This is a genomic window from Pseudomonas sp. KD5 (assembly GCF_012932895.1).
GTDB lineage: Bacteria > Pseudomonadota > Gammaproteobacteria > Pseudomonadales > Pseudomonadaceae > Aquipseudomonas.
In genome coordinates, this window is the sequence record NZ_JDWJ01000008.1 from 82,489 (window position 1) to 107,274 (window position 24,786).

The 24,786-nt window shown below is 54.6% G+C and carries 21 protein-coding genes, 1 tRNA gene and 1 pseudogene; 11 read left to right on the forward strand and 12 right to left on the reverse strand.

The features are described 5' to 3' along the window. Positions 1 to 11 precede the first annotated feature (11 nt). From pgsA to AF70_RS18455, 4 genes and pseudogenes are all read left to right on the forward strand, one after another. Complete coding sequence (gene pgsA, locus AF70_RS18440; protein ID WP_007933765.1) at positions 12 to 572, forward strand: CDP-diacylglycerol--glycerol-3-phosphate 3-phosphatidyltransferase; 561 nt, start codon at positions 12 to 14, stop codon at positions 570 to 572. Between the two features lie 63 nt (positions 573 to 635). Next, positions 636 to 711: transfer RNA gene (locus tag AF70_RS18445), tRNA-Gly, on the forward strand. A 253-nt stretch (positions 712 to 964) separates the two neighbouring features. After that, positions 965 to 1,208: pseudogene (locus AF70_RS18450) on the forward strand (Arm DNA-binding domain-containing protein); the annotation flags it as partial. Between the two features lie 358 nt (positions 1,209 to 1,566). Further along, entirely contained in the window at positions 1,567 to 2,199 is a 633-nt protein-coding gene (locus AF70_RS18455) for a LysE family translocator (RefSeq protein ID WP_028940930.1), read from the forward strand. 84 nt (positions 2,200 to 2,283) lie between these two features. Here the strand turns inward: AF70_RS18455 and AF70_RS18460 are convergent, their stop codons facing one another. The 4 genes from AF70_RS18460 to AF70_RS18475 all read right to left on the reverse strand — a co-directional run bounded on the left by AF70_RS18460 (position 2,284) and on the right by AF70_RS18475 (position 7,049). Then, positions 2,284 to 3,540: a PLP-dependent aminotransferase family protein gene (locus AF70_RS18460; protein ID WP_028940929.1), complete on the reverse strand. Its 1,257-nt coding sequence runs from the start codon at positions 3,538 to 3,540 to the stop codon at positions 2,284 to 2,286. Between the two features lie 62 nt (positions 3,541 to 3,602). Beyond that, positions 3,603 to 4,748: a PLP-dependent aspartate aminotransferase family protein gene (locus AF70_RS18465; protein ID WP_028940928.1), complete on the reverse strand. Its 1,146-nt coding sequence runs from the start codon at positions 4,746 to 4,748 to the stop codon at positions 3,603 to 3,605. Next, positions 4,745 to 6,229: an AmmeMemoRadiSam system radical SAM enzyme gene (gene amrS / locus AF70_RS18470; protein WP_028940927.1), complete on the reverse strand. Its 1,485-nt coding sequence runs from the start codon at positions 6,227 to 6,229 to the stop codon at positions 4,745 to 4,747. The genes AF70_RS18465 and amrS overlap by 4 nt, the downstream gene beginning before the upstream one ends. 100 nt (positions 6,230 to 6,329) lie before the next feature. Next, complete coding sequence (locus AF70_RS18475; RefSeq protein WP_028940926.1) at positions 6,330 to 7,049, reverse strand: YitT family protein; 720 nt, start codon at positions 7,047 to 7,049, stop codon at positions 6,330 to 6,332. A 200-nt stretch (positions 7,050 to 7,249) separates the two neighbouring features. Between AF70_RS18475 and AF70_RS18480 the strand changes: the two genes are divergently transcribed. Together AF70_RS18480 and AF70_RS18485 are read left to right on the forward strand one after the other, a co-directional pair. Further along, entirely contained in the window at positions 7,250 to 7,681 is a 432-nt protein-coding gene (locus tag AF70_RS18480; RefSeq protein WP_019578517.1) for an Lrp/AsnC family transcriptional regulator, read from the forward strand. A gap of 139 nt (positions 7,682 to 7,820) precedes the next feature. Beyond that, positions 7,821 to 8,009 carry a short-chain dehydrogenase/reductase gene (locus AF70_RS18485; RefSeq protein WP_081791079.1) on the forward strand — a complete coding sequence of 63 codons (189 nt, stop codon included), beginning with the start codon at positions 7,821 to 7,823 and terminating at the stop codon, positions 8,007 to 8,009. Between the two features lie 72 nt (positions 8,010 to 8,081). Here the strand turns inward: AF70_RS18485 and AF70_RS18490 are convergent, their stop codons facing one another. From AF70_RS18490 to AF70_RS18500, 3 genes are all read right to left on the reverse strand, one after another. Beyond that, the gene (locus AF70_RS18490) at positions 8,082 to 9,290 is read right to left on the reverse strand and encodes an MFS transporter (RefSeq protein WP_028940925.1); all 1,209 of its coding nucleotides are present in this window, start codon (positions 9,288 to 9,290) and stop codon (positions 8,082 to 8,084) included. An 89-nt stretch (positions 9,291 to 9,379) separates the two neighbouring features. Then, positions 9,380 to 10,402: an alpha/beta hydrolase gene (locus tag AF70_RS18495; RefSeq protein WP_028940924.1), complete on the reverse strand. Its 1,023-nt coding sequence runs from the start codon at positions 10,400 to 10,402 to the stop codon at positions 9,380 to 9,382. 44 nt (positions 10,403 to 10,446) lie between these two features. Continuing rightward, entirely contained in the window at positions 10,447 to 11,496 is a 1,050-nt protein-coding gene (locus AF70_RS18500; protein WP_028940923.1) for an NAD(P)-dependent alcohol dehydrogenase, read from the reverse strand. Positions 11,497 to 11,661: 165 nt separating this feature from the next. Between AF70_RS18500 and AF70_RS18505 the strand changes: the two genes are divergently transcribed. Then, positions 11,662 to 12,588 (forward strand): AraC family transcriptional regulator, encoded by a 927-nt coding sequence (locus tag AF70_RS18505; RefSeq protein WP_028940922.1) that lies wholly within the window; start codon positions 11,662 to 11,664, stop codon positions 12,586 to 12,588. Between the two features lie 482 nt (positions 12,589 to 13,070). Here the strand turns inward: AF70_RS18505 and AF70_RS18510 are convergent, their stop codons facing one another. Both AF70_RS18510 and AF70_RS18515 read right to left on the reverse strand, forming a co-directional pair. Beyond that, the gene (locus tag AF70_RS18510; protein WP_028940921.1) at positions 13,071 to 14,246 is read right to left on the reverse strand and encodes a PAS domain-containing sensor histidine kinase; all 1,176 of its coding nucleotides are present in this window, start codon (positions 14,244 to 14,246) and stop codon (positions 13,071 to 13,073) included. 6 nt (positions 14,247 to 14,252) lie between these two features. Beyond that, entirely contained in the window at positions 14,253 to 14,594 is a 342-nt protein-coding gene (locus tag AF70_RS18515) for a hypothetical protein (RefSeq protein WP_155954662.1), read from the reverse strand. A 38-nt stretch (positions 14,595 to 14,632) separates the two neighbouring features. Here AF70_RS18515 and AF70_RS18520 point away from each other — a divergent pair, with 38 nt between their 5' ends. Together AF70_RS18520 and AF70_RS18525 are read left to right on the forward strand one after the other, a co-directional pair. Then, positions 14,633 to 15,259 (forward strand): TetR/AcrR family transcriptional regulator, encoded by a 627-nt coding sequence (locus AF70_RS18520; RefSeq protein ID WP_018927737.1) that lies wholly within the window; start codon positions 14,633 to 14,635, stop codon positions 15,257 to 15,259. 198 nt (positions 15,260 to 15,457) lie between these two features. After that, positions 15,458 to 16,729 (forward strand): OmpP1/FadL family transporter, encoded by a 1,272-nt coding sequence (locus tag AF70_RS18525; RefSeq protein WP_028940920.1) that lies wholly within the window; start codon positions 15,458 to 15,460, stop codon positions 16,727 to 16,729. Positions 16,730 to 16,840: 111 nt separating this feature from the next. Here AF70_RS18525 and AF70_RS18530 read toward each other — a convergent pair whose 3' ends face one another. Beyond that, entirely contained in the window at positions 16,841 to 17,626 is a 786-nt protein-coding gene (locus AF70_RS18530) for an SDR family oxidoreductase (protein ID WP_028940919.1), read from the reverse strand. 138 nt (positions 17,627 to 17,764) lie between these two features. After that, positions 17,765 to 19,225 (reverse strand): efflux transporter outer membrane subunit, encoded by a 1,461-nt coding sequence (locus tag AF70_RS18535; protein ID WP_028940918.1) that lies wholly within the window; start codon positions 19,223 to 19,225, stop codon positions 17,765 to 17,767. A gap of 219 nt (positions 19,226 to 19,444) precedes the next feature. Between AF70_RS18535 and AF70_RS18540 the strand changes: the two genes are divergently transcribed. Together AF70_RS18540 and AF70_RS18545 are read left to right on the forward strand one after the other, a co-directional pair. Further along, positions 19,445 to 20,554, forward strand: a complete 1,110-nt coding sequence (locus AF70_RS18540) for an efflux RND transporter periplasmic adaptor subunit (protein WP_028940917.1) — start codon at positions 19,445 to 19,447, stop codon at positions 20,552 to 20,554. Continuing rightward, entirely contained in the window at positions 20,551 to 23,700 is a 3,150-nt protein-coding gene (locus tag AF70_RS18545) for an efflux RND transporter permease subunit (RefSeq protein ID WP_028940916.1), read from the forward strand. The genes AF70_RS18540 and AF70_RS18545 overlap by 4 nt, the downstream gene beginning before the upstream one ends. Positions 23,701 to 23,798: 98 nt before the next feature. Here the strand turns inward: AF70_RS18545 and AF70_RS18550 are convergent, their stop codons facing one another. Beyond that, positions 23,799 to 24,755, reverse strand: a complete 957-nt coding sequence (locus AF70_RS18550) for a 2-hydroxyacid dehydrogenase (protein ID WP_028940915.1) — start codon at positions 24,753 to 24,755, stop codon at positions 23,799 to 23,801. Positions 24,756 to 24,786 lie beyond the last annotated feature (31 nt).

Below are 24,786 nucleotides of genomic sequence, written 5' to 3' on the forward strand. Positions count from 1 at the left end.
CAGTTGTGTCGATGAATATCCCTAATCTGATTACCGTTCTACGCGTCCTGCTCATCCCGATCTTCATTTTGCTGTTTTACTTGCCTTACCACTGGAGCTATCTGGCGTCGGCTTCGGTTTTTGCCTTTGCCGCCGCGACCGACTGGCTGGACGGGTATCTGGCCCGACGTCTGGAACAAAGCACACCGTTCGGGGCTTTCCTCGATCCTGTTGCGGACAAGCTGATGGTCGCCGTTGCGCTGGTGCTGCTGGTGCAAGAACACGGCAACCTGTGGCTCACACTGCCGGCCGCCGTCATCATCGGTCGCGAGATCGTCGTATCGGCACTGCGCGAGTGGATGGCCGAACTCGGCGCCCGTGCCCATGTGGCGGTATCGAACCTGGGCAAATGGAAAACCGCCGCGCAAATGCTGGCGCTGGTGATCCTGCTGGCCAATCCGTCGGACTTCAGCTTCTGGGTCCTGATGGGCTACGCCTTGCTGATGGTGTCCGCTGGCCTGACCTTGTGGTCCATGGTCCAGTACTTGCGGGCCGCCTGGCCGCATCTGAAGACGGATGTGGAAAAGAAATAAAACTTTTTTGAATCAAGGGGTTGACGGGGCATCTGAATTCTATAGAATGCGCCTCACCAAGACGCGGGAATAGCTCAGTTGGTAGAGCACGACCTTGCCAAGGTCGGGGTCGCGAGTTCGAGTCTCGTTTCCCGCTCCAAATACAGAAAAACGCCATTCATTGAGTGGCGTTTTTTTTTGCGCGCTATTTTGTCGTCAGCATTGGAAAAAGAGGCTTTTGCCTCTTTTTTCGTTCCAGTGGGTTCTGCTGAAAACCATCATCAGCCACGCTTTTTTGTACATTAAAACGTACATCGAAATCCGGTCCCAGGACGTGCCGGTTTTCAGATAGATGACGCATTGCTGGAACCCGTACATCTCTCCTCAATCGATCGAGACGAGGAGATGTACATATGCCTTTGACTGATACGGCTGTTCGCCACGCAAAAAACCTCGGAAGAAATTACAGCTTCAAGGATATGGACGGCTTGCACCTGTTCGTCAGTTCGACGGGTGCCAAGAGCTGGCATTTTCGTTTCAACTGGCTGGGTAAGCCGGCTCGCATCTCCTTGGGAATGTATCCGGAGCTAAGCCTTAGACGCTCGTTTTGCTCGCGACAATGCGCGTACCCAGGTCGCAAAGGGGGTTGATCCTCGATCCGCTCCTTTGCAGGTAGTGGGTAAGAAATTTCTGATCGATGAGGCAGAAACTCTCCCAAACTAACACCACGAAGGAGCGGTAGGGGAGTCCCTGAAGTGGGATCTGTCGCACAAAATGCAAAAGCGACGCAGAAACGAAAAAGCCTGCGACCAGTCCTGGCTGGCGTCATCGTCGAAGGCGAATGGCATCCCGATCGTGTTTAGTAAGGCTCATCACTGAGTGCGCCTTAATAATGAAGGAAAGATAAGAATACTTCTTACAAAATTATCAAAAAAGCCTGGATGGGAATTAATAATTAATTCATAAAAAAAAGCACTTCCCCTAACCTTTAAGCATCAATTGCGGAGGTGCATTTATGTTGATTTTCATTAAGTCGATGATCATTGGGCTTTGTATTGCAGCCCCTGTGGGACCCATTGGGCTGTTGTGCATACAGAGGAGCCTTGCGCTCGGATGGAGAGCAGGTTTCGCGACAGGGTTAGGGGCGGCCACAGCCGATTCGATCTATGGATTTGTCGGTGCGCTGGGAATCACAGTCATCATAGCGACACTCATTAGCTTTAAGCCATGGTTGTGTATTTTGGGGGGGGTATTCCTCGCGTACATTGGTTATCAAACAATAAGATCGAAAGCGAGCTCAACAGCCCTGGCGGGTGAACGAGCCAACCTGCTAAAAGCCTACTTGAGTACACTGTTTTTGACACTGTCGAACCCAATGACCATCCTGTCGTTTATTGCGATATTTGCTGCCATGAGCGACGGCATGGCTAATGATCAAAGCGGTCAGCACTCAGTGCTGCCTATGGTGACAGGTATATTTCTAGGCTCGGCTGTCTGGTGGCTGGGATTGAGCGGATTCTCCTCCATATTCAAGACCAGAATCTCCCAATCAAAGCTCAGGTTGATCAACTATTTTTCCGGGTCAACCATAACCATCCTGGGTGCCTACCAAGTAGCCACTGGCGTTATGCTCGCCACAGCAGCTTAAGCGGGAAATGAGACAAGGCTTATTTCTCTTTGACTGATGAGTAAGCCTTGGCATCAATCCCCTACGGTCTGACGGGAGGATGCTTTACTGCATTCTGGATTCAATGTACGCCCTGAGGTTGCCTATCGCTTGTTTGATTTCTGATTCTGTCGCATTGCTAAACGACAACCTGACCTGAGTGACAGCCTGATTCGTCAGCGAAAACAAGGAAGTGGGAAATACAATAACCTTGAAGTTCCTGGCGCACTCGCACATTTCAAAATATTCGAAGGTGAAAGGCAGCTGTACATTGATGAAAAAACCTCCCTCTGGATGGTTCCAGGTGACACTTCTTCCAGAACCAGCCTTGATCGGGAATTCACGTTCAAGGCATTCAATCATATAGTTTCTTTTTTGCCTGTAAGACAACACTCTTGGTTGATTAAGCTGTTTTAAAGAGTAATTGTTCTCTATCAGTAAACCTCCGACAATTGCTTGGCACAGGGCAGGTGTATTGACGGTGATCAAGCTTTTGGCTTTACATAATCTGGCGCTAAAGGAAATCACCCCAGCGTTCTCCGGGGCGACTACATAGCCCATACGCAATCCCGGAAAAATTGACTTTGCAAAAGAGCCAAGAAGGAATACTCGACTACTGTCGATCGACTTCATCAAGGGGATTTTATCTCCCTCGTACCTGAAGTAGCTGTAGGCATTATCCTCCAGGATAAAAAAATTCATTTCATTGGCCAAGGAGAGCATGGCCTTTCTGTCTTCATAGGAAAGGCTGTTAGCAGTAGGGTTGCTAAAATCTGAAATCGCGTACAGCGCTTTTACCTTTTCCCCCCTGGACTCAAGATCTTCAGCTACCTTGCGCAGGGCAGATGGATCGAGGAAGGTGTCCTCGGGAACGGGTACAATTTTTATTCTTAATAATTTCGCAATACCCGTTATTCCGGAAAATACAGGGTCAGGTACTAATAAAACACCACTTCCTTCAAAAATTGATAGCAGTGTCAAGGTCGCAGCTTCCTGAAACCCCATACACACGACAATACTTTCAGGGTTGTAAATCTTTATGCCTTCATCCACCTGCAAGTGTTCGGCTATTATGCCGTTGATAATCCCGGTGGTTTTTCCATATTGGCAAAGTAGTGTCGCAAGTGAGTGTTCCGTATCGACGGCGTATCGTGTATAGCTGGCCAACCCTTTATCGATGAGGGACAGGTCGCATTGCTCGTCGTCAGGTCGACCGGACGCCAGAGAGATTGCCTCTGGATTTTCACTGGAAATGGAGTTTAGAAGATGGATAACGTTCAGAGTAGGGTCTTCGAATATCGTTTTTTCGAGTACGCTGGGCAATCTCGCTTCTCCATAAAAAAGCAACGAGCCGTTGAAGGCTCGTTGCTCATGATTAATATCTGTTACGCAGGTTTAAGTGCACTTTTTTGATTGGCCATATTTTCCATGGCTACAAATGCCTGAAGCAGATCCTCTTTAAGATCCTCAAGGGTCTCTAAACCAAAACACAATCGAACCAAACTCTTTTCAATCCCCATATCCGCTTTTTCCTGCTCAGTCATCGAGGCATGGCTTCCACTAAAGGGTTGCGCAACCATTGACGTGACACAGGCCATTCCCGTACCCGTTCCAAACCATTTGAGGGCGCTGGTGAAGGTTTTGTAAAAGGGGACCAGATCGGGCCGAATATCAACAAACACAATGCCACCGTAGCCGGTCAATTGTTTACCATCGACTCGTGGATAATAAACATGCTCAATAAAGGGTAGTTCCCGTAGATAGTTGAGCATGCTGGAGGTTGTGTTGCTGTGTTTCTCCATGCGCAGGTTAAATGTCTGCATGCTTCTGCGAAGCAGCCATGCGCTATTAGGCGCTAATATTGAGCCTGAGTAAAAGCGGCCTTCGAGGAGGCGCGTATAAATCATTTCATTGTTGACGAGTACCAGGCCGCCCATGACATCGCTATGCCCGGAGAAATACTTCGTTGCGCTGTACAGAGAAATATCCGCGCCGAAGTTCAGAGGCTTTTGAAATATCGGAGTGGCCCACGTGTTGTCAACGACCACCAGAGCGTGTGGGTTGTTTTGCTTAACCGCCTTGCTGACCGCATGAATATCAATGTCTTTCAGAAAGGGATTGGTCGGTGTTTCGAAAATGACCATGTCCACGTTCAACGGCAACTCTTTCAATCCACTTTCCGTGGTGAGATCCAGAATCGTCAGTTTCGCACCGATACGTGCCGTATATCGCTGAAACAGCTTATAAGAACAGCCATAGATATATTTGTTGATCACCAGCGACCCACCGGGTTTCAGCAGCTCCAGCACCATGTAGATGGCACTCATTCCGGTGCTGTAGGCCAAGGCGTATTCGCTTCCTTCCAGTGCAGCGACAACCTGTTCCAGCTCAGTCACATTGGGATTGGCTTTTCTCGAGTAGAAGAACGCCGAGTCAGCGCTAAAAGCGCTGCACTGATAAATAGGCGTCACGGATGGGTGGGCCTCTCGGTCATCGACCCTGATATGGAGTATTTCAGTAGACACGCTCATGATTTGCTCACCAGTTTGATAACCTGCTCATACATGTTCTGCTTGCCTTCATACCCAATGGTCGGCGTGATGTCGTTTTGCGAAATACCAATCTCTTCAATCGACTCGGTTGGGAAGTGAGCCCTGTCGAATACTTCATGAAGATTTGAGTTCACCCCCTTGGGAAGCCAGACTTCAGGGCCTGATTCATCAATTCGTGCCTTGGCAATAATAAATCGATAGCTTTCATACGGCCGCAATGTCAGTGATTTCCAATCGCTGTTGAGCCCGTCGGTATAGTTGCGCCGCAGGTAGACGGTCTGTTCAAGGTCTTCAGTATTCAGCACTTGGGCGTGCAGCGATACGATATCCCCATGCCACTCGAACTTTCGCTTCTCGTAAGAGGTCAATGCAGTCTCTCGCAGTTCAACAGGCGTGTTCGCTTTGTGTTCGCCCAGTAACTTGAAGTGTGCGTCGTGCCCACACCGGGCACAGCAACCGTTGCTATCCAATCCGATGAGTTCAGCATTCAAACCGTAGCGGGTAACGAGTAGAGCGTTACAATTATTGCAGTTGGTATTGGTGCCCTCGACATCATTTACGTTACCCAGATACACATGCTCAACCCCCATGCTCCGGGCAATGTCCCGAGCCTTCAGGAGTCTATCCACGGGCGTCCTGATGCTATTACTCATTTTATAATCAGGGTGAAACCTTACAAAGTGGAGCGGTACATTCGGGCCCAGTTCATCCAGTACCCACTGGCTAATTTTCCTGGCGGTATCCTCATCGTCACTGATATCGGTAACCATCAAGGTGCTGACTTCAACATATTTACCAGCATCGTATACTTTCTTGATGCCAGCCAGAACGGGTTCTACCCAGCCTGTTGTGACTTTTCGATAGTATTCGGGGGAGATGGATTTTAGCGAAATCGAGAATATGTCGATGACTGGCAATAGTTCATCAATGGCTTCTTCACTGATAAAAAAAGCTGATTTATATAAGTTGATTAAGCCCGCTTCCTTTGCCAGCTTTGCCGTGTCGAGGATGAATTCATGCCAGACAACAGGGTCGTTATACGTCCAGGAGATAACGCGTATACCATGCTTCAAGGCAGTTTCTACAACCTGCTCAGGCGTATAGTAGTAAACATCTTTATCTGTCACATACTTGGCCTGAGAGGTCTTCCAATTGTGGCAGTAGCCGCAGTTAAGCATGCAGCCGATATTGCCTAGGGAAAGGATTCGCTCTCCGGGAGCAAAGTGGAATACCGCCTCGGTTTCAATGGTCTCTTCGGTGCTGTGAACACCTTTGCCATAATTCAACGTAACTAACCGGCCGCCTCTGTTTCCGCGCACCTTGCAAAAACCTACTTTGCCCTCCTGAATGACACAGTTTCGGGGAGAAAGATGACACTTTACAACGCCGTTCGGGAGTATTTCTTCCAACTTTGCAGGCGTGCTTTCCAAGGTCCAGTTTTTATTTTTTGTAGTGTCCATCTCTCACTCCTCATCTCACGGAAGTTGCTGTCAATATCATCGGTTGAAATAGTCGAGGCGAAACAATCCCGCCGCCACAGTGGCAGCAATCCTCTAGTAGTTATTGATAGGCGGAAGAAACGCTGGTCAATCCATAATTCTTAAGCGAAAAACGCCTGGCGTTTATATTCATGAATGGCTGTATAAGAGGGCCTATGACCAACAAGAATGCAATGGTTCCCACACCGAAGGGCCCGCCTAGAAGCCATCCGGTTGAAAAGATGCCAATTTCAATTATCATTTTGGCTTTTGTGAATGACCACGCCCATTTGGACACCATGGTAAGCACCACAAGGTCCATGATCCTGATACCAATACCGCTCATGATAATCAGTGCAGACGAATAAGCACACAGCACCAGACCCATCGCCAACATCGTGTACTCATTCACTCTGACAATCAAATACTCTCCAAGCCCCAGCACGGACCAGAGGTCAATCAACAGGCCTGTAAGTGTCGTTGTAATAAATGGGCTTATCGGAGGGTATTTCTTGTTCCAGAGCATCCACCACAGCAGAAAGAATAGAGAAACGATACCCGAACAAACGCCCATTCCGAGCATGAGTATTTTATTTATCGAGATGATCAGGACATCTAAGGGGTCAGTCCCCAGTTGACTGACTATGAAAAGCTTGGCCCCCACCGAGAAAAGTGCGACTCCAGCCAGATACATAAAAATCTGATCCATCTTGAAATCACGAAAACTTAGGACTTGCGTTCCAATATAATTCGCGAATGATGGATAGGATTTTTTTTCACACTTTATTTTTTCATCTTCCATACGAGCACCATCCTTGGAGGAGAATATTTTATTATGCAGTGCGTAACGCTAAGGATTCAGAGCTAATGATTGCCCGGGTTCTTGTTAGGCTTTATCGGGCTGCAAATAGACTAGCACTCTGCTTTATTTTGGTGCATTATTTTTTAATGTAAACCGGGTGCTTTTCGTTAAAATTTATACTTTTTGCTGTGGGAGCTTACATGGATCGTATAGACATCAAAATCTTGGGGAAGGTGCAGGACTTTGGTCGCATTTCCATCACGGAGCTGTCCAAGCACGCAGGTCTTTCTATTCCCGCCACCACTGATCGGTTGCGAAAGCTCGAAGACTCTGGGGTCATCAAGGGATATAGCGCTCAGTTAGATCCAACCAAACTAGGGTTTGGCATATCTGCTGTCGTCGGCATGACCACCCTCAAGCCTGCGAAATCCAAATTGATAGCGACGCTCAACGACATACCCGAAGTCGTTGAGTGCCTGCACGTCACGGGTAACGACTCCTACCTGATCAGGATCTATGCCAGGTCAATGGCCGATATCGAAAATATCATTGCGAAGATCAACGCGTACGGTGAGACACGTACAAGCATTGTCTTGTCTGTCCCTATCGAGAGAAGAAAGCTTGTCCCTTGAGCCTGTGCATAGAACAGTCAGCTGTCAGCTATTTCAAGGGTGATCATTTTGTTTGCCCGGAACGGCGCCAGCAGCGATTCATCTACCCCTGAATCGGTAATTAACGTCCACGGCTCTTTGAGGAACGGTGAGCAATGTCATGCCGGTCGCAGACACTTGGGGTACTGCGGCCGATGTGCCTGCACCCACTAACGTACTTGGCCGTTATGGATCACCCGAAGAGGACATCGCACCGGTGGTGCTGTTTCTCGCCAGCAAGGATGGGCAATTTTTGACGGGGTATAGCCTGACGCCTGACGGTGGCCAAATCATCGATAGCGCACGCTGATTTTACCGTCCAGTCTGCAACCGATTGCCCCACAGGGAACACAAGACTCGCCTTGGCATGTCTTGTGTTTTTTCAAGCGATGCTCTCCAATGCAACAGGTTCTCGCGAGGCAGCGCGTGCCGCCAGGAAGGCAAGAACTGCCGCCACGCCCAGCAGCGTGGCGCTCAACTCGAAAGTCGCTCGATAGCCGTTCGAGTCAAATACCAGCCCGCCAACGGTTGCGCCGGATGCAATGGCCAGTTGGATGATCGCCACCATTAAGCCGCCTCCGGCTTCAGCATCCTCTGGCAATGTTCTGGCCAGCCATGTCCACCATCCCACCGGCGCCGCGGTCGCAACCAGCCCCCAGAGGCCCAACAAGACGGTGGTGGTAGTCACAGAACTGCCGAACGAAACGAGTGCCAGCGCGATCGCCGCCATCAATATCGGGATGACGATGAGGGTGCGATGCAGGCCATTTTTCAAGAATGCTTCAATCAGGAAGGTTCCCGCGAGGCCTGCCAGGCCGAGGACGAGCAACATCAGTGACAGCATGGAAATACTGACGTGCGTGACCGTTTCAAGGAACGGGCGCAGGTAGGTAAATAGCATGAACTGGCCCATGAAAAAGACACTGACCGCCGCCATGCCTAACGTGACCGGTGTGCTTTTCATCAACCTGAAAACATTTCCAGTGCCTGAACCGCTTTGCGACTTCATCGCAGGAAGGTTCACCCAAAGCCAGAGACTGGCAATTACCGCGACCGGGATGACGCACAAAAATGCACCGCGCCATCCGATGAAGGCTCCGAGAAAACTGCCCAGAGGTGCTGCAATCACTGTCGCCAGAGCGTTGCCGCCATTGACGACTGCCATGGCGCGAGCGATCTGGTCGTCGGGCACCAAGCGTATGGCAGTTGCCGCCGACAATGACCAGAAGCCACCAATTGCCACGCCGATCAGCGCGCGGCCGGCCATGAACACCCAGTAGTTCGGCGCGAACGCGACCACGGTTCCCGAAACGATCATCAGCAGCGTCAGGGACAACAGCAGTGGCTTGCGGTCGACCCGCGCCGCCACCGAAGCGGTCAGGAGGCTGGCGAATAGCGCAAACAGCCCGGAGACTGAAATGCCCTGGCCCGCTTGCCCTTCGGTGATATGCAGATCTGCGGCAATCGGTGTCAGCAGGCTGACGGGCATGAACTCCGATGCCACCAGGACGAAGGCGGCGAGCGACATGGCGAATACGGCACCCCATGATTGTTCAGGTTTTCGCGGGGCTGAGAGCGTGGGTTGGATCATTGATTGAATCCCGTAATGCGCGAAGCGTCGCGGCCCCGGGAACGAGGCCGCGCGTGAGAAGGGATGCCCGGCCAGGGCACTGCTCAGTGCTACTTCAGGTTGCTTTTGAAGAACGTGGTCAACTTGGCGAATGGAATGAGGTTGACCCGGTCGTAAAGATCCACATGGCCGGCATCTGGAATGATGAGCAGTTCTTTAGGTTCTGCCGCGCGTTTGTAGGCATCCTCACTGAACTCGAGTGAGTGTGCCCGGGCGCCAGCAATGAACAGCAGTGGGCGAGGGGAGATCGTCTCGATGTCGTTGAACGGATAGAAGTTCATGAATTTCACGTTGCTGGTCAGCGTCGGCATGGTGGTTGTCTGTGCCGATGCGTCGGCAGGGGTGACCTCACCACGCGGTGTGCGATAGAAATCGTAGAACTCGTCACCCACGGCGTTGCCGGTCAGCTTCAGTGGTGAGCCGCTGGTATAGCGGACTTCGCCTCCCCAGAATTCGGCGTTGCGCTGCTGCGCCGCTTCGCGAATGATTTGTTGGCGTTGTTCGATCGTTACACTGTGCTTGAGGCCATTACGATTGGCGGCGCCCATGTCGTACATGCTGACGGTGGCGATGGCCTTTAGACGCGGATCGATCTTGGCCGCACTGATGGCGAAGCTGCCACTGCCGCAAATACCGATGACGCCGATACGTTCACGATCGACCAATGGGCGAGAGCCGAGAAAGTCCACGGCGGCACTGAAGTCTTCGGTGTAGATATCAGGCGAAACGGCCTGGCGAGGCGTGCCCTCACTTTCACCCCAGAAGGACAAGTCCAGCGACAGTGTGATAAATCCCTGCTCGGCCATTTTTGTGGCGTAGAGGTTTGCACTCTGCTCCTTCACTGCCCCCATTGGATGACCGACAATGATCGCGGCATTCTTCGATTGAGGATTGAGGTTCTTCAGGATGAACAGATTGCCCACCACCTTCATGCCGTATTGATTCTTGAAGGTGACCTTTTCTACCGTCACTTTTTCGCTTTTGTAGAAGTTGTCTGCTCCGTTCGACAAATCGGCTCCCGTTGAAGAAAAAGAGGTAACAAGCAGCCCTAGGGCAAGCAAAATGCCTTTCACTGGATAGTCCTTTTGATGAGTGGTTATTCGCTGGCGCTTTTTGCTTAGCCAGCCAATGTGGCGTTGTCGATCACGAAGCGATACTTGACGTCGCCCTTGAGCATCCGCTCATAGGATTCGTTGATTTGATCGACCCGGACCAACTCGATGTCGGCGACGATGCCGCGCTCGGCGCAGAAATCCAGCATCTCCTGCGTCTCGGGGATACCGCCGATCATCGAGCCGGCAATCGTTCGTCGTTTCATGATCAGGTTGAACACATTGGGCGATGGATGCGGCGAGGCGGGCGCACCGACCAGGGTCAGCGCACCATCGCGCTTGAGTAGAACCAGGAAGGCATCGAGATCGTGGGGGGCTGCGACGGTGTTGAGGATGAAGTCGAAGCTCTTGGCATGCGCGGCCATCTCCTCAGCGTTGCGCGATACCACCACTTCGTCAGCGCCCAACTCCTTCGCCGCTTCGCGCTTGGATTCGGATGTAGTGAACGCCACAACGTGGGCGCCCATCGCGTGGGCCAGCTTGATGCCCATGTGGCCCAGGCCACCAATGCCGACCACGCCGATTTTCTTGCCCGGCCCGGCGTTCCAGTGACGTAATGGGGAATAGGTGGTGATGCCTGCACACAGCAGTGGTGCGACGGCGGCCAGTTGTTCTTCGGGATGGCGGATACGCAGAACATAACGTTCATGCACCACGATGTTTTGCGAGTAGCCGCCGAGCGTCCAGCCGGGTTCGTCCGGGGTCGGGAAGTTGTAGGTACCGACCATGCCGTCGCAATAGTTTTCCAGCCCCGTGGCACAGTCTTCACAGTGTTTGCAGCTGTCGACGATGCAACCGACACCGACCAGATCGCCGACTTTGAAATCCACAACATGCGCGCCGACCGCCGATACACGGCCCACAATTTCGTGCCCCGGTACGCAGGGAAATTGCGTGCCTGCCCACTCGGCGCGCACCTGGTGCAAGTCCGAATGGCAGATGCCGCAAAAGGCAATATCGATCTGAACGTCATGGGCGACGGGTGTACGGCGAATGATTTGCAACGGTTCAAGGGGCTTGTCACCCGCATGAGCACCATAGGCTTGTACAAGCATGGGAGAGTCCTCAATGGCTTTGTCGGATGAACATTTTCCGGCTCTGCCCAGACTCCCTGTAGTGCATTGCGCTGGATTACTTGCCTGATTCTATGAGTCTCTGTTTTTTTGCAGGACGGTCGTAAGCGGGCGAGTTAGAGTTCAGCGAAGAGGTACAAGGCGAACATGACGATCAAACACGACACCGCTGCTCAACACCTGTCGCCACAAGAAACGCTTGCGCGGATCATTAGCGAGCAGATCCCGAAACCAGGTGACTACGGAACGCCCATTGCGGGCCTAGGCTTTTTCAGGCGCGAACATCCGTCGCCGCCCGTCGTCTGCATGGTCGAGCCAAGCATCATCCTCGTCGCCCAAGGTGAGAAACAGTTGTGGGTAGGTGGCGAGGGCTACCCGTATGACACGTCGCGATTTCTGATCACCTCATTGGACTTGCCCGCCAATTCTGAGGTGCTGGCGGCAAGCCCGGAGCAGCCATGCCTGGGGCTGACTTTGAAGCTCGATCTGCGCATGTTGGCTGAGCTGATAGTGCAGGGTGACTTGCCGCCAACCCGTGATCGATCAGTGGTGAAAGGTGTCGGGATTGGTTCAGTAACGCCTGCCATGTTGGCGTCGTTCGAGCGCTTGCTGGCGCTACTCGATGAGCCCGAAGCCATCCCTGTGCTTGCGCCCTTGATTCAGCGCGAGATTCACTATCGTCTCTTGAAGAGTGATCAGGCGGCCAGGTTGCGGCAGATTACCTCGGTCGATGGCCAGGGTTATCGCATCGCAAAAGCCATCGACTGGCTGAAGTTGAATTACGCCTCGGCGCTTCGCGTCGAAGAACTTGCGGCGCGAGTGCAGATGAGCACACCCACCTTTCATCACCACTTCCGCCAGCTCACCTCGATGAGCCCGTTGCAGTACCAGAAGTGGTTGCGATTGAACGAGGCGAGGCGATTGATGCTCAACGAGCATCAGGAAGTATCAAGCGCAGCCTACCAGGTCGGCTATGAAAGCCCGTCGCAGTTCAGCCGCGAATACAGCCGTCTGTTTGGCGTACCCCCCAAGCGGGATATTGCGATGTTGCGAGGGCAGGGGGTAGCAACATAAATACACCCTGTCAGGCAGGCGCCATCAGGACGGCTCTCAGCTGGCAGCTAAGGTTATACAAGGCCGACAAACGACAGAATAACCAGGACAATCACAACTGCCCCGACGATGTAGATAATATTGTTCATGAAAGCCACCTCTCTATCCCAACAGGATTGCGACACCACGGTGCCTAATACAGATGACACCTTCGTTCGCAGTTACGTTCCCCGAACCAGTCTCGACGACGGCACCTCGCAGTAACCTTGGCTAATTTGCATGTGCTCAAGGAGTGCACCGTGGCTGCAGGACACCACCCCGTTCGGCTTACTCCAGTGTTTTCTCAGCCGGAGCGATTGGGCAATTTGCGGGCAAACAGTAAACTGGTGGGCGTTTTGTCGTTGAAGGGCACCAGTCTTCGCGGACCAGATTGGCAAGCAACACACCACGCTATCGACGGCTAGCAAAGGAGGGCGACGGGGTTGAGCGAAGGTCAACCCAAGCTAATTTATGGTGCGAGGAAAGGTTGCAGTGAATGTTGTTCCGCTCGTTAGAGAAGACGTTACAGCCACGTCGCCGTGGTGCGCCCTGGCGATCTCACGAACAATGAACAAACCCAGCCCGACACTTCTAAGTTCAGCATTGTCATGACTGCCGCGGATCATCGGTTCGAACAGGTCCTTGAGCAATTCAGATGGTATGGGTGTGCCAAGGTTGTGGACTGTAATAATGACCGCTGGATCTTCGATGCGCGAAGAAACGGTGACTCCGCTATCGGCAGCACCGTAGGCGACTGCATTGGCGACCAGGTTGCCGATGAGTTGATAGAGCCGGTCACTGTCGGCAGTAAAGTTACCTTGCCCATAACGCAGGTGGGACAACTCATGCCCGGGGAACGCCAGGCTCAACTCATCCAGGCAGTCGGCCACCAGTTCGTGTAGATCAACGGGTTTGGGCAGAACTGCGATACCTCGCCCGACCTGCGTCAAGGTGAAATCCAGCAGATCGGCCACCAGGCGCTGTGCGCGATCTGCCGAGTGGGTGATATGGCTAAGGATTTGTGCTTGTTTAGCATCCATCTCTCTGCGCCCCAGCAGTTCCGTTGCCATTTTTATCGCCGACAATGGGTTGCGCAGGTCGTGACTGACAATCCCGATAAGCTGCTCGGCGAACAGGGCCCGGTCTTCCGCCGCGGCGTAAGTGATGCGCAGCTTGTCTTGGGTGATATCCATCACCCGTTGATCCTTGAGGTGTTTTGCCAAATGTCTTTCTGCGAGCATTCGGGCATGGAGCAGCTCACGCTCGTATCTTTGCCGATCTTCGGCTTTGAACAGCGTCATTTCATGAAATATGCCAGCAGAACTCTCACAACGGACGGCGCTGAGCATCATCGGAATTGAATGTCCGTTGTAGTGAACGAGATCGAATTTGACATCAGCGATCACGCCCTGGATTTGCATAAGGGGCGCCCAGTACGTCCTGTGAAACGTCCTCCCTTCAGGGCTCATCAGGTCTTGGATGTGACGACCGACCAGCTCACTCCTGCGGTAGCCAATCCAGCGGCAGAAGGTGAGGTTGACCTGTGCGATCTGGCCATTTTCTGCGGTAAGCAGTAAGCCACAATCAGCTTCATCGAAGAGAATTTCAGAACCGGGCAGCGAGTCGTCATCTGCGGGCATTTGTATTCACTGACCAATGGGGCCGATATCTGAAAAATTATAGACACCACTTGAGCAAGGACTCTCAAAATTTACTCCTTTTGCAGTGCTTGGTCTCGACATACGGAGGGTTAGCCAATCTGTTGCATCGACCGGTTGAATCCACAGCCGATCGTTAACGGTGTCAAGGGCGGCCGCACTCACCACTGAAGGACTATCAGATAATGTTCTCCAATAAATCAGTCGTGTGTCGCGCTGCAACAACTCCTCGAGGCAGCCACTGTCGACCGGCTCAAGTGATGAAGTTTGTGGGCGCTCGGAAAAGTCGTTCAAAATGGCCGATTTGTGACTATATATCTTGTCGGTCACAAGTTGTCAGTCCTCGATAGGATGAGTAAGCTGTTCCCATGAATCAGCCATCAATATCTTCAGCTTCGCCCAGCCCCCGTGGCCCAGCCGATCACGACATTCGAGACCAGATTGTTGCGGCGGCCAACGAACACTTCAGTCAGTACGGCTACGGCAAAACCACGGTTTCCGACCTGGCTAGGGCCATTGGGTTTTCCAAGGCCTACATCTACAAATTTTTTGATTCCAAGCAGGCGATCGGTGAAGCCATCTGCGCAAATTGTCTGGCAGAAATCGTCGCGGCTGTGGAGCAGGCGATCAATGTAGAAGACCTGTCGCCGACGGAACGCTTTCGACGATTGGTCAAAACTGTGGTCGCCACAGGCGTGAATCTGTTCTTTAACGACCGAAAACTCTATGACATTGCAGCATTTGCGGCGTCGGAAAGCTGGCCCAGTACGCAGGCTTATGACGCACAGATCAAACGCTTCGTGTTGCAAATCGTGCGGGAGGGGCGAGAGATCGGCGAATTTGAACGCAAGACTCCCCTGGACGAAACAGTAGAAGCGATACATCTGGCTTTGCGGCCTTTCGTCAATCCTTTACTCCTGCAGTACAACCTCGATTATGTCGAGGAGGCGCCCACGCTCACCGCCAACCTCATTTTGCGTAGCCTCATGCCTTGACCTTCGGCTAACGGTTTTACGTCATGCCTGTGTAAGCGACACATCACCAAAACGGCTTTTCACTTTGCCCTTCTTCCAGTCGTCGAAGGGCATTTCATTTATTCGCATTGTGACCGTTGACTGAATTGGTCACATGAATAAATATGGTGAGCCGTTACTTCTACTGCTTCATCTCAGTGATCCCATAGAGTTCAAACAATGAAAAAAATGTTGCTCAAGAGCCCATTTGGCCTCGCTGTCGTGCTCGCATCTTCAAATGTGTTTGCAAGCGGTTTCGCTCTCAATGAACAAAGCGTCAGTGGGATGGGGTCCGGGTTTGCCGGGCGCTCCTCATCCGCTGAAGATGCGAGCACGGTCTTCGGTAATCCGGCGGGTATGTCTCGCTTGAAAAGAGAGCAGGTCAGCGTGGGCGCGGCGACTCTATTCGCGAAGACCGACATAAGCCAAACCCGCAGTACATTCGGAGGTCAGGAAGACGGCGACATGGTGCCAACCACCACAGTGCCTATGGGTTACTACGTCAAACCCATCGATGAGCATTGGGCGTTCGGTGTAGGGTTTTATGTACCTTTCGGTCTGATGACTGACTATGGCAGCGGTTTTGCCGGGCGTTACTACGCCAACAAAAGTGAGGTCACGACCCTTACGTTCCAGCCCACCATCAGCTATGCCTTTAACGACAAAGTTTCGATCGGGTTCGGTCCGACCATCAACCGCATCACCGGTGAGCTGTCCGGGATGGTGCCCAATCCACTTAGCCCAGGTCGCAATGACGGAAAACTCAAAAGCACGGGCGATGACACGGCCCTCGGTTTCAACGCCGGTATCCTGGTGCAGGCTACAGACCAAACTCGCTTGGGCATGACTTACCATTCCAAGGTCAGTTACCACTTGGACGCCAAGACCAAGGTCACCGACGGCATCTTTAGCGTGTTGGGGGTCAGCGGCCGGAGTTATGACGCTTCGCTGGATGTGGATACCCCAGAGTCAGTGGATTTCTCGGTGACTCATCAGCTCAATAATGACTGGACTCTATATTTGGGGAGTACCTGGACACGCTGGAGTCGCTTTAAAGAATTAACCATCGAGAACACGGGTTTACCCCCTTTGTTGAGCGGCTCGCTGGGCACTATTACCGAAGAACAGAACTGGCATGATACGTGGGCTCACGCTATCGGCACGGCGTACAAATTGAACAGCCAATGGGTACTTCGCGCAGGCTTCTCGGTCGACCAGTCTCCCACCAACAACACCAACCGTGGACCACGTATTCCTACGGGTGACCGGAAGGTTATCAGCTTCGGTGCTGGCTGGACTCCGGTGGACAATGTCACGATCGATGTTGCTTATTCCTACCTATGGGAGGAGAGCGTGCAGATCAACGACGCCTCTGCGAATAGAGGTGCATACAGTGCCAAATTTAAGAACAGTGCGAACGGGCTCGGTACGTCTGTGAGTTACCGCTTCTAATTGAGTGCTGTTACACGATGAATGTCCTGTCGGGAGCACGCGTTGCCTCCCGACCTTTAGGAACACATCTCGGGCCTTTCCCCTGAGGTAAAAGGCCTCTTTGTCGCCCCCTCAGACTCCCATCACCTGCGCCATAAGGCCCTGATGAAACCGACGAGGCGTGGCCCAAGTCAAGACAGTAATGGCCTTGTTGCCAAAACCCGGCACCACACTCATGCGTCCGGCTTGCAGTGCACGGATTCCTGCACGCACGACGGGTTGAGGCTGCATCATCACCCTTTTCAAGGCCGGTGTGATCCGTTGCTTGGCGCTTTCTGCAAATCCGGTATCCGACATTCCTGGGCACAGTGCGGTAACGACGACGCCGTCATTTTTCAGTTCGCGATGAAGCGCATCAGAGAAGCGAAGAACATAGGCTTTCGCGGCAGAGTAAACGGCGAAACTCTTCACGCCCTGGAAGGACAGCAAGCTGGCGACCATCAGGATGTGCCCACGTTTGCGGGCTCGCATGTCGGCCGCGAAAAGGCGTGTCAGGGCTGTCAGGCTGGCGATATCCAAATCAATCATGGTCAGGGACTCATCCAGAGGTTGATCCAGGAAAGGCCCCTGCAATCCATGACCCGCATTGTTGATGAGCACATCGATCACTATATTGCGTTCGCTGAGTCGCTCATGCAGTCCGATGATCGCCGGGATCGAGGACAGGTCTACTTGTTCGACGATCACATCAACGCCGAAGCGTTCGCGCAGCTGCGCCGATAGCGCTTCGAGCTTACTCAGCCTTCTTGCTACCAGAACGAGCGATTTTCCCTGCGCTGCATATTGCCGGGCAAACTCCTCGCCAAATCCGCTTGATGCGCCGGTGATGAGCACCCAGGAATTTTCGTTCGACTTCATTTCGCTTTACTCCGGTTGGTTTCTATTGAGCAATTGGCTGCTGACCGCGTCAGTCGGTGAGCGAACCCACTCTCGGATTGGGTAGTAGCTGAAAGAGGGGGGAGGTGCGTGCATCAAGTGCTACGTCACCTGGTTAAATCATCGTGTCGCAACAGGCTGAGTTTCAGGAGGCTGCCAGCCACCACCGAGCGCCTTGAATGCCGCGACTGCCGCCCGTGCCGATTCCGTTCGAGCTTGTGCCCGAGCATCGGAAGCCTGCAGCATCGTCTCGTCGGCGTGCAGGACATCGATCAGGCTGGCTGTGCCTTTCTCATAGGCAATGAACGACGATTGGCGAGCCTGTGTCAGAGACGCCTCTCCCCTGGTGAGGGTGGTTGCTTGAGCTTCCCGATTCACCAGTGAGGAGAGCGCGTTCTCAACATCCTCGGTGGCGCGCAGCACGGACTGACGGTAAGCGGCCAAGGTTTCGGCTTCTTGTCCCTTGGCTTGGTCGATTTGGGCGTTTATGCGACCGAAGTCGAAGAGTCTCCAGCGCAGTCCCAATACGCCCGCCGACTGGCTGGCACCGCTGGTGAAAAGATTGCCTGCGGATACAGCCGTAGCACTACCCAGCAATGCGCTGAGGGAGAATTTCGGGTAGTACTCAGCAATCGCCTCCCCGATGCGTGCGTTTGAAGCCGCAAGACGGCGCTCAGCCACAATGAGGTCTGGCCTGCGGCGCAGCAAATCGGCCGGCGTTCCCATCGTCTTTAACTGCGGCGCTACAGGAATGCTCCCCGCACTTGCCAGTTGTGTGCGGTGAGTGCCTGGCGGCGTGCCGAGCATGACATCCAGCGCATTCATGGCAGCATCCAGACCGGTCTGCATGACCGGCACTGTCGCCTGGACCTGCGATAGCGCCCCCTCGGCCTGGCGAACCTGATAGTTGGCGGCGAGCCCCTTGCTGTAGAGCAACTGGACTTTCTCTAGTAGCTCCTGCTGTGTTTTGACTTGTCGGTTCGCAATGTCCAGCCGGGTCTGCAGTCCGCGGATAGTGATGTAGATATCGGCGGTCTGTGCAGCGACGGCCAATCGTGTGGCAGCGACGCCCGCCTGGGAAGCCTGGTACTCGGCCAGAGCAGCCTCGCGTCCGCGGCGCAATCCGCCAAAGACATCTACCTCCCAGCTGGCATCGAGGTTGGCCTCGTAGGAACTTCCGTACCGATCATAGCCAGGTGTTGAGTTCAACACCTGGCCGAGCGGAGTCTCGATTGACTGGTAGGAGCGCGCGGCCTGTCCGCTGATGTTCCCCGAGGGCAGTAAAGCGGCATTTGCGGCGCCCAGTCCGGCCCGTGCCTGCGTGACTCGCGCCGACGCCTGCGCCAGATCCAGGTTCTGCTCAAGTGCCTTGGAGACGAAGTCGGCTAACAGCGGATCACCAAAGCCTTCCCACCAGGCGACAAGACTGGCCGGCGTCGCCCCAGGCCTCTGTTCGACAGAAGACTGCCCCAAGTAATGGTCCGACAGTGGGGCGTCCGGACGGTGATAGTCCGGACCGACCGCGCAACCTGTCATCAAGCTGGCACTCACCAAGAGAGCAATGGGGCGGAGGGGAGGCATTGAGGTACCTTCAACTGAGGATGTTTGTGACTATATTACGTTATGGTCACTATCTGTCAATCGACGCTCTTTGGACTAAGCTCGAGGTTGGCCAGCAGTATTCGGCAACGCTAGTGCTGGGATCATGGGGGGCAGTACTTCATGATTAGTGACCATTGACAGATATGGTCACTAGACTGAGAATGAGGCGCCTGTCCTATTTTTTAAGTAAGGGAACCTATGCGCCGGCTTCGACCTGTCCCCATTGCCGCTTGCTTGTTGCCTCTCGTCCTGACGGCGTGTGGCGACTCATCCACCGTTGAAGATCCACGTACGCATGCCCCTCTGGTGAGGTCCTCTGCGGTTCAGGGTTCGTCCGACGTCTCACGTTCTTTCACGGGTGTCGTGGCTGCCCGCGTCCAGGGCGATCTGGGCTTCCGGGTGTCAGGCAAGATACTTGAGCGTCTGGTTGACACCGGTCAGACCGTTAAGCGTGGTCAGCCACTCATGCGTCTCGACCCAATCGACCTGGGGTTGCAGGCGCGAGCACAGCAAGAGTCGGTCATCGCCGCTCGGGCCCGAGCCAAGCAGACTGCAGATGACGAGGCGCGATATCGCGACCTGGTCGCCGCAGGCGCTATTTCCGCATCGGCTTACGACCAGATCAAAGCCGCAGCGGATACCGCAAAGGCGCAGCTCAGCGCCGCTGAAGCGCAGGCTGATGTAGCCCGCAATGCTTCTGGTTATGCGGTGCTGTTTGCGGATTCCGACGGCGTAGTGGTGGAGACGCTCGCCGAGCCCGGGCAAGTCGTCAGCCCGGGGCAGCCCGTGGTTCGACTGGCGCGGGCGGGGCAGCGCGAAGCCATCGTGCATCTGCCCGAGACGCTACGCCCCGCAGCAGGATCCACCGCGCAGGCGACGCTTTATGGCAATACCACGGGTGCTGTTACAGCGAAGCTGAGGCTGCTTTCTGACTCGGCCGACCGAATGACACGCACCTTCGAGGCGCGGTATGTGCTTGAGGGGGCGCTGGCCAATGCACCACTAGGTTCGACCGTCACGCTTCGGATCGCTGAAAGCACCACGCAAGGGCAGGGGCTACAAGTGCCGATCGCTGCCGTTTATGACCCAGGCCAAGGCACTGGCGTGTGGGTCATCGCCGGTACACCGGCGAAGGTGGCCTGGCGACCTGTTCAAATCTTGGGCTTGAGCGACGACGCAGCGCGAGTCGCAGGCGATCTCAAGGTCGGCGAGCAGATTGTAGCGTTAGGCGCGCATCTGCTGCGCGATGGTGAGGAGGTGAGGCTGGCTCAACCGGATGGCGTCAAGGTCGCAGGGAGTCATCCATGAGCGAGGGGCGCTTCAATCTCTCCGCGATCGCCGTTCGCGAGCGCTCCATCACGGTGTTTCTGATCTTCCTGATCGCCGTTGCGGGCATCCTGTCGTTCTTCCAGCTGGGGCGTGCGGAAGATCCTCCGTTTACGGTCAAGCAGTTGACGGTCATTACCGCGTGGCCGGGCGCCACGGCGCAGGAGATGCAGGATCAGGTAGCAGAGCCACTTGAAAAACGCCTGCAAGAACTGAAATGGTACGACCGCACGGAAACCTACACCCGTCCTGGCCTCGCCTTCACCATGGTGTCACTACGCGATAGCACGCCGCCCTCGCAAGTGCAGGAGGAGTTCTATCAGGCGCGTAAAAAGCTCGACGATGAGGCCAGGAAGCTGCCGGCGGGTGTCATTGGGCCAATGGTCAACGACGAGTTTTCGGACGTGACATTTGCACTGTTCGCCCTGAAAGCCAAAGGCGAACCGCAGCGACTGTTGGTACGTGATGCAGAGTCGTTGCGCCAACAACTGCTGCATGTGCCGGGCGTGAAGAAGGTCAACATTATTGGGGAGCAACCCGAGCGCATCTTTGTTTCCTTTTCCCATGATCGGCTGGCCACCTTGGGCGTATCACCTCAGGACATCTTTGCCGCGCTGAATAATCAGAACGTGCTCACGCCTGCCGGTTCGATCGAAAGCGACGGGCCACAAATCTTCCTCCGGCTGGATGGCGCCTTCGATAAGGTGCAGAAGATTCGTGACACACCCATTGCGGTTCAGGGGCGGACGCTGAAGCTCTCGGACGTGGCGACGATCGAACGTGGTTATGAAGATCCGGCAACCTTTCTCGTGCGTAATAACGGTGAAGAGGCCTTGTTGCTGGGGATCGTGATGCGTGAGGGTTGGAACGGTCTTGACCTGGGCAAGGCGCTGGACGCGGAGACGGTCAAGATCAATGAAGGCATGCCGTTGGGCATGACGCTCTCCAAGGTCACCGATCAATCTGTAAATATCAGTTCGGCCGTCGGCGAGTTCATGGTCAAATTTTTCGTCGCGCTGCTTGTGGTGATGCTTGTCTGCTTTCTCAGCATGGGCTGGCGTGTAGGCGTTGTGGTCGCTGCGGCTGTGCCGTTGACGTTGGCGGTGGTGTTTGTGGTGATGGCGGCCACTGGAAAGAACTTTGACCGTATCACCCTTGGCTCGTTGATTCTGGCGCTCGGACTGTTGGTGGACGACGCCATCATTGCTATCGAAATGATGGTGGTGAAAATGGAGGAGGGCTACGACCGCATCAAAGCTTCCGCGTATGCCTGGAGTCATACAGCCGCGCCGATGCTTTCCGGTACGCTGGTGACGGCTATCGGCTTTATGCCCAACGGTTTCGCGCAGTCGACAGCCGGCGAGTACACCAGCAACATGTTCTGGATCGTGGGCATTGCCCTGATTGCCTCCTGGGTGGTTGCGGTAGCTTTTACCCCGTACCTGGGTGTGAAGATGTTGCCGAACATCAAGAAGGTGGAGGGTGGTCATGCGGCCATCTACAACACCCGAAATTACAACCGCTTCCGTCAGGTGTTGACGCGTGTCATCGCTCGCAAATGGCTGGTAGCCGGTACTGTTATCGCAATGTTTGGCGTGGCGATTCTCGGCATGAGCCTGGTCAAGAAACAGTTCTTCCCTACCTCGGACCGTCCAGAGGTATTGATTGAAGTGCAAATGCCTTATGGAACCTCCATTGAGCAGACCAGCGCCACCACCGCCAAGATAGAGGCCTGGCTGCAAAAGCAGGGTGAGGCAAAAATCGTCACGGCCTATATCGGGCAAGGCGCGCCGCGTTTCTATCTGGCGATGGCGCCGGAACTCCCTGATCCATCGTTTGCGAAGATTGTGGTGCTGACGGACAGCCAGGAGGAGCGCGAGGCCCTCAAGTTCCGTCTCCGCGAGGCCGCTGCTGAGGGACTTGCCCCAGAAGCGCGTGTCAGGGTGACTCAGCTTGTATTTGGTCCGTATTCTCCGTTCCCTGTTGCCTATCGGGTGATGGGGCCTGATCCGTCAAAGTTGCGCGAGATCGCGGGCCAGGTACAGGACGTGATGCAGTCGAGCCCGATGATGAGAACCGTCAACACTGACTGGGGGCCACTGACGCCGACGCTGCATTTCGCCCTGGATCAGGATCGCTTGGAGGCGGTGGGGTTGACGTCAAACTCAGTCGCGCAGCAACTGCAATTCCTGTTGGCCGGAGTACCGATCACCGCAGTTCGTGAGGACATTCGCTCGGTGCAGGTGGTTGGTCGTGCTGCGGGTGATATCCGGCTCGATCCCGCCAAGATAGAAGGTTTTACGCTGGTGGGCACGGCGGGTCAGCGGATTCCGCTGTCTCAGGTGGGAGAGGTCGATGTTCGTATGGAGGATCCGATCCTCCGACGTCGTGACCGCACGCCGACCATTACCGTGCGCGGTGACATTGCCGAAGGCCTGCAGCCACCGGACGTCTCGAGCGTGATCATGAAAGAGCTGCAGCCGGTCATCGACCAGCTGCCTGACGGGTACCGGATCGAGCAGGCGGGTGCAATCGAGGAGTCGGGCAAAGCCGGTAAAGCGATGTTGCCGCTGTTCCCGATCATGATTGCCATGACGCTGCTGATCATTATTCTGCAGGTACGTTCGATCTCGGCGATGGTCATGGTGTTCCTCACCTCGCCACTGGGGTTGATTGGTGTGGTGCCGACACTGCTTATCTTCCAGCAGCCGTTTGGTATCAACGCTCTGGTAGGTCTAATCGCCCTTTCAGGCATTTTGATGCGCAATACGCTGATTCTGATTGGGCAAATCCATCACAACGCCCAAGAAGGGCTGGATCCGTTTCACGCGGTGGTCGAAGCCACGGTCCAACGTGCCCGCCCGGTACTGCTGACAGCGCTGGCGGCGATCCTGGCATTCATTCCCCTGACACACTCCGTCTTCTGGGGGACGCTGGCCTACACGCTGATCGGAGGCACGTTCGTCGGAACCATCATGACGCTGGTGTTCCTGCCAGCGATGTACTCCATCTGGTTCAAGATCCGTCCCGACCATGCGGGGAAAACTGAACCAGCCAATAAGCAAGCAAGCCTGGTGGATAGGACGCCACCTCGTCCTCTCGATGTTCACCAAACCACAGAGCTTTAGCCGTAGGCCATAGCGTGCTGCTTTAGTGGGCGTCGACGTGGCTGTTTACCTGACACCGAACCGCCGAGGGGACGCAACGTCTCCTCGGCGGCCAACGTTCAGTCAGTCACAGACCCCTGCGGTATTCTCCCGGCGAAACTGTCCACCAGGCTCGCCACCACCATCTCTCCCATTCGCGTGCGAGTCTGCAGCGTCGCACTCGCGCGATGGGGCTGCAGTACCACGTTCTCGTTGGCAAACAGTGCTTCGGGCACGTTCGGTTCATCGACAAACACATCCAGCGCCGCACCCGCTATCTCTCCAGCGGCCAGTGCCGTCACCAGATCTACCTCGTTGACCAGCTTGCCGCGCGCCACGTTGATCAGATACCCGTCCTTGCCCAGCGCCTGCAGCACCTCGGCATTGATGATGGCTTCAGCCTTGTCGGCAGCGGCCGCGAGAATCAGTGCATCACTGTTGCTGGCCAGCTGCTTCAGATCGGCGATGAACGTGTGGTTCACGTCGCTCATCGGCTGCAGATCGGTGTAACTGATCGGGCAGCCGAACGCCGCGGCCCGGGTCGCCACGGCACGGCCGACCCGGCCCATGCCGACGATGCCGATGCGCATGCCCGACACCTGACGTGCCAACGGCAACGGAGCCAACGGCGTCGGGCTATGGGGCCATTGGCCCGAACGCACATAACGATCACTGGTGCACAGACCCCGGCACACGGCAATCAACAAGCCGATGGCCAGGTCGGCGACGTCTTCGGTCAGCGCTCCGATGGTTGCCGTTACGCGGATTCCGCGATCCCGGGCGTAAGCCAGATCCACCGCATCGGTACCCACGCCGTTGACCGCCACCACTTCCAGTTTCGGTAGTTGCGCCATCAGCGCCTGGCTGATTCCGGTATGCCCGCCGGTGATCACCCCGCGAATGTTCGCACTGTGTTCCTGCAAATAAGCCTGCTTGTCGGCCTGCTGGAAGTAACGTCTGACGGTAAACAGCTCATCGAGCCGCGCGTTGATTTCAGGGATCAGGATCGGGCTGAGCTGCAAGACTTCTGGCTTCATGTAAACCTCGTGTAGCGGAATAAAAAAGGCC

Coding starts and splice junctions, on each gene's coding strand:
- AF70_RS18525 (WP_028940920.1), top strand. CDS start 15,458: ATGAAAAAAATGTTGCTCAAGAGCCCATTTGGCCTCGCTGTCGTGCTC.
- pgsA (WP_007933765.1), top strand. CDS start 12: ATGAATATCCCTAATCTGATTACCGTTCTACGCGTCCTGCTCATCCCG.
- AF70_RS18485 (WP_081791079.1), top strand. CDS start 7,821: ATGCCGGTCGCAGACACTTGGGGTACTGCGGCCGATGTGCCTGCACCC.
- amrS (WP_028940927.1), bottom strand. CDS start 6,229: ATGGACACTACAAAAAATAAAAACTGGACCTTGGAAAGCACGCCTGCA.
- AF70_RS18500 (WP_028940923.1), bottom strand. CDS start 11,496: ATGCTTGTACAAGCCTATGGTGCTCATGCGGGTGACAAGCCCCTTGAA.
- AF70_RS18535 (WP_028940918.1), bottom strand. CDS start 19,225: ATGCCTCCCCTCCGCCCCATTGCTCTCTTGGTGAGTGCCAGCTTGATG.
- AF70_RS18465 (WP_028940928.1), bottom strand. CDS start 4,748: ATGAGCGTGTCTACTGAAATACTCCATATCAGGGTCGATGACCGAGAG.
- AF70_RS18540 (WP_028940917.1), top strand. CDS start 19,445: ATGCGCCGGCTTCGACCTGTCCCCATTGCCGCTTGCTTGTTGCCTCTC.
- AF70_RS18510 (WP_028940921.1), bottom strand. CDS start 14,246: ATGCCCGCAGATGACGACTCGCTGCCCGGTTCTGAAATTCTCTTCGAT.
- AF70_RS18455 (WP_028940930.1), top strand. CDS start 1,567: ATGTTGATTTTCATTAAGTCGATGATCATTGGGCTTTGTATTGCAGCC.
- AF70_RS18505 (WP_028940922.1), top strand. CDS start 11,662: ATGACGATCAAACACGACACCGCTGCTCAACACCTGTCGCCACAAGAA.
- AF70_RS18520 (WP_018927737.1), top strand. CDS start 14,633: ATGAATCAGCCATCAATATCTTCAGCTTCGCCCAGCCCCCGTGGCCCA.
- AF70_RS18550 (WP_028940915.1), bottom strand. CDS start 24,755: ATGAAGCCAGAAGTCTTGCAGCTCAGCCCGATCCTGATCCCTGAAATC.
- AF70_RS18530 (WP_028940919.1), bottom strand. CDS start 17,626: ATGAAGTCGAACGAAAATTCCTGGGTGCTCATCACCGGCGCATCAAGC.
- AF70_RS18475 (WP_028940926.1), bottom strand. CDS start 7,049: ATGGAAGATGAAAAAATAAAGTGTGAAAAAAAATCCTATCCATCATTC.
- AF70_RS18480 (WP_019578517.1), top strand. CDS start 7,250: ATGGATCGTATAGACATCAAAATCTTGGGGAAGGTGCAGGACTTTGGT.
- AF70_RS18490 (WP_028940925.1), bottom strand. CDS start 9,290: ATGATCCAACCCACGCTCTCAGCCCCGCGAAAACCTGAACAATCATGG.
- AF70_RS18545 (WP_028940916.1), top strand. CDS start 20,551: ATGAGCGAGGGGCGCTTCAATCTCTCCGCGATCGCCGTTCGCGAGCGC.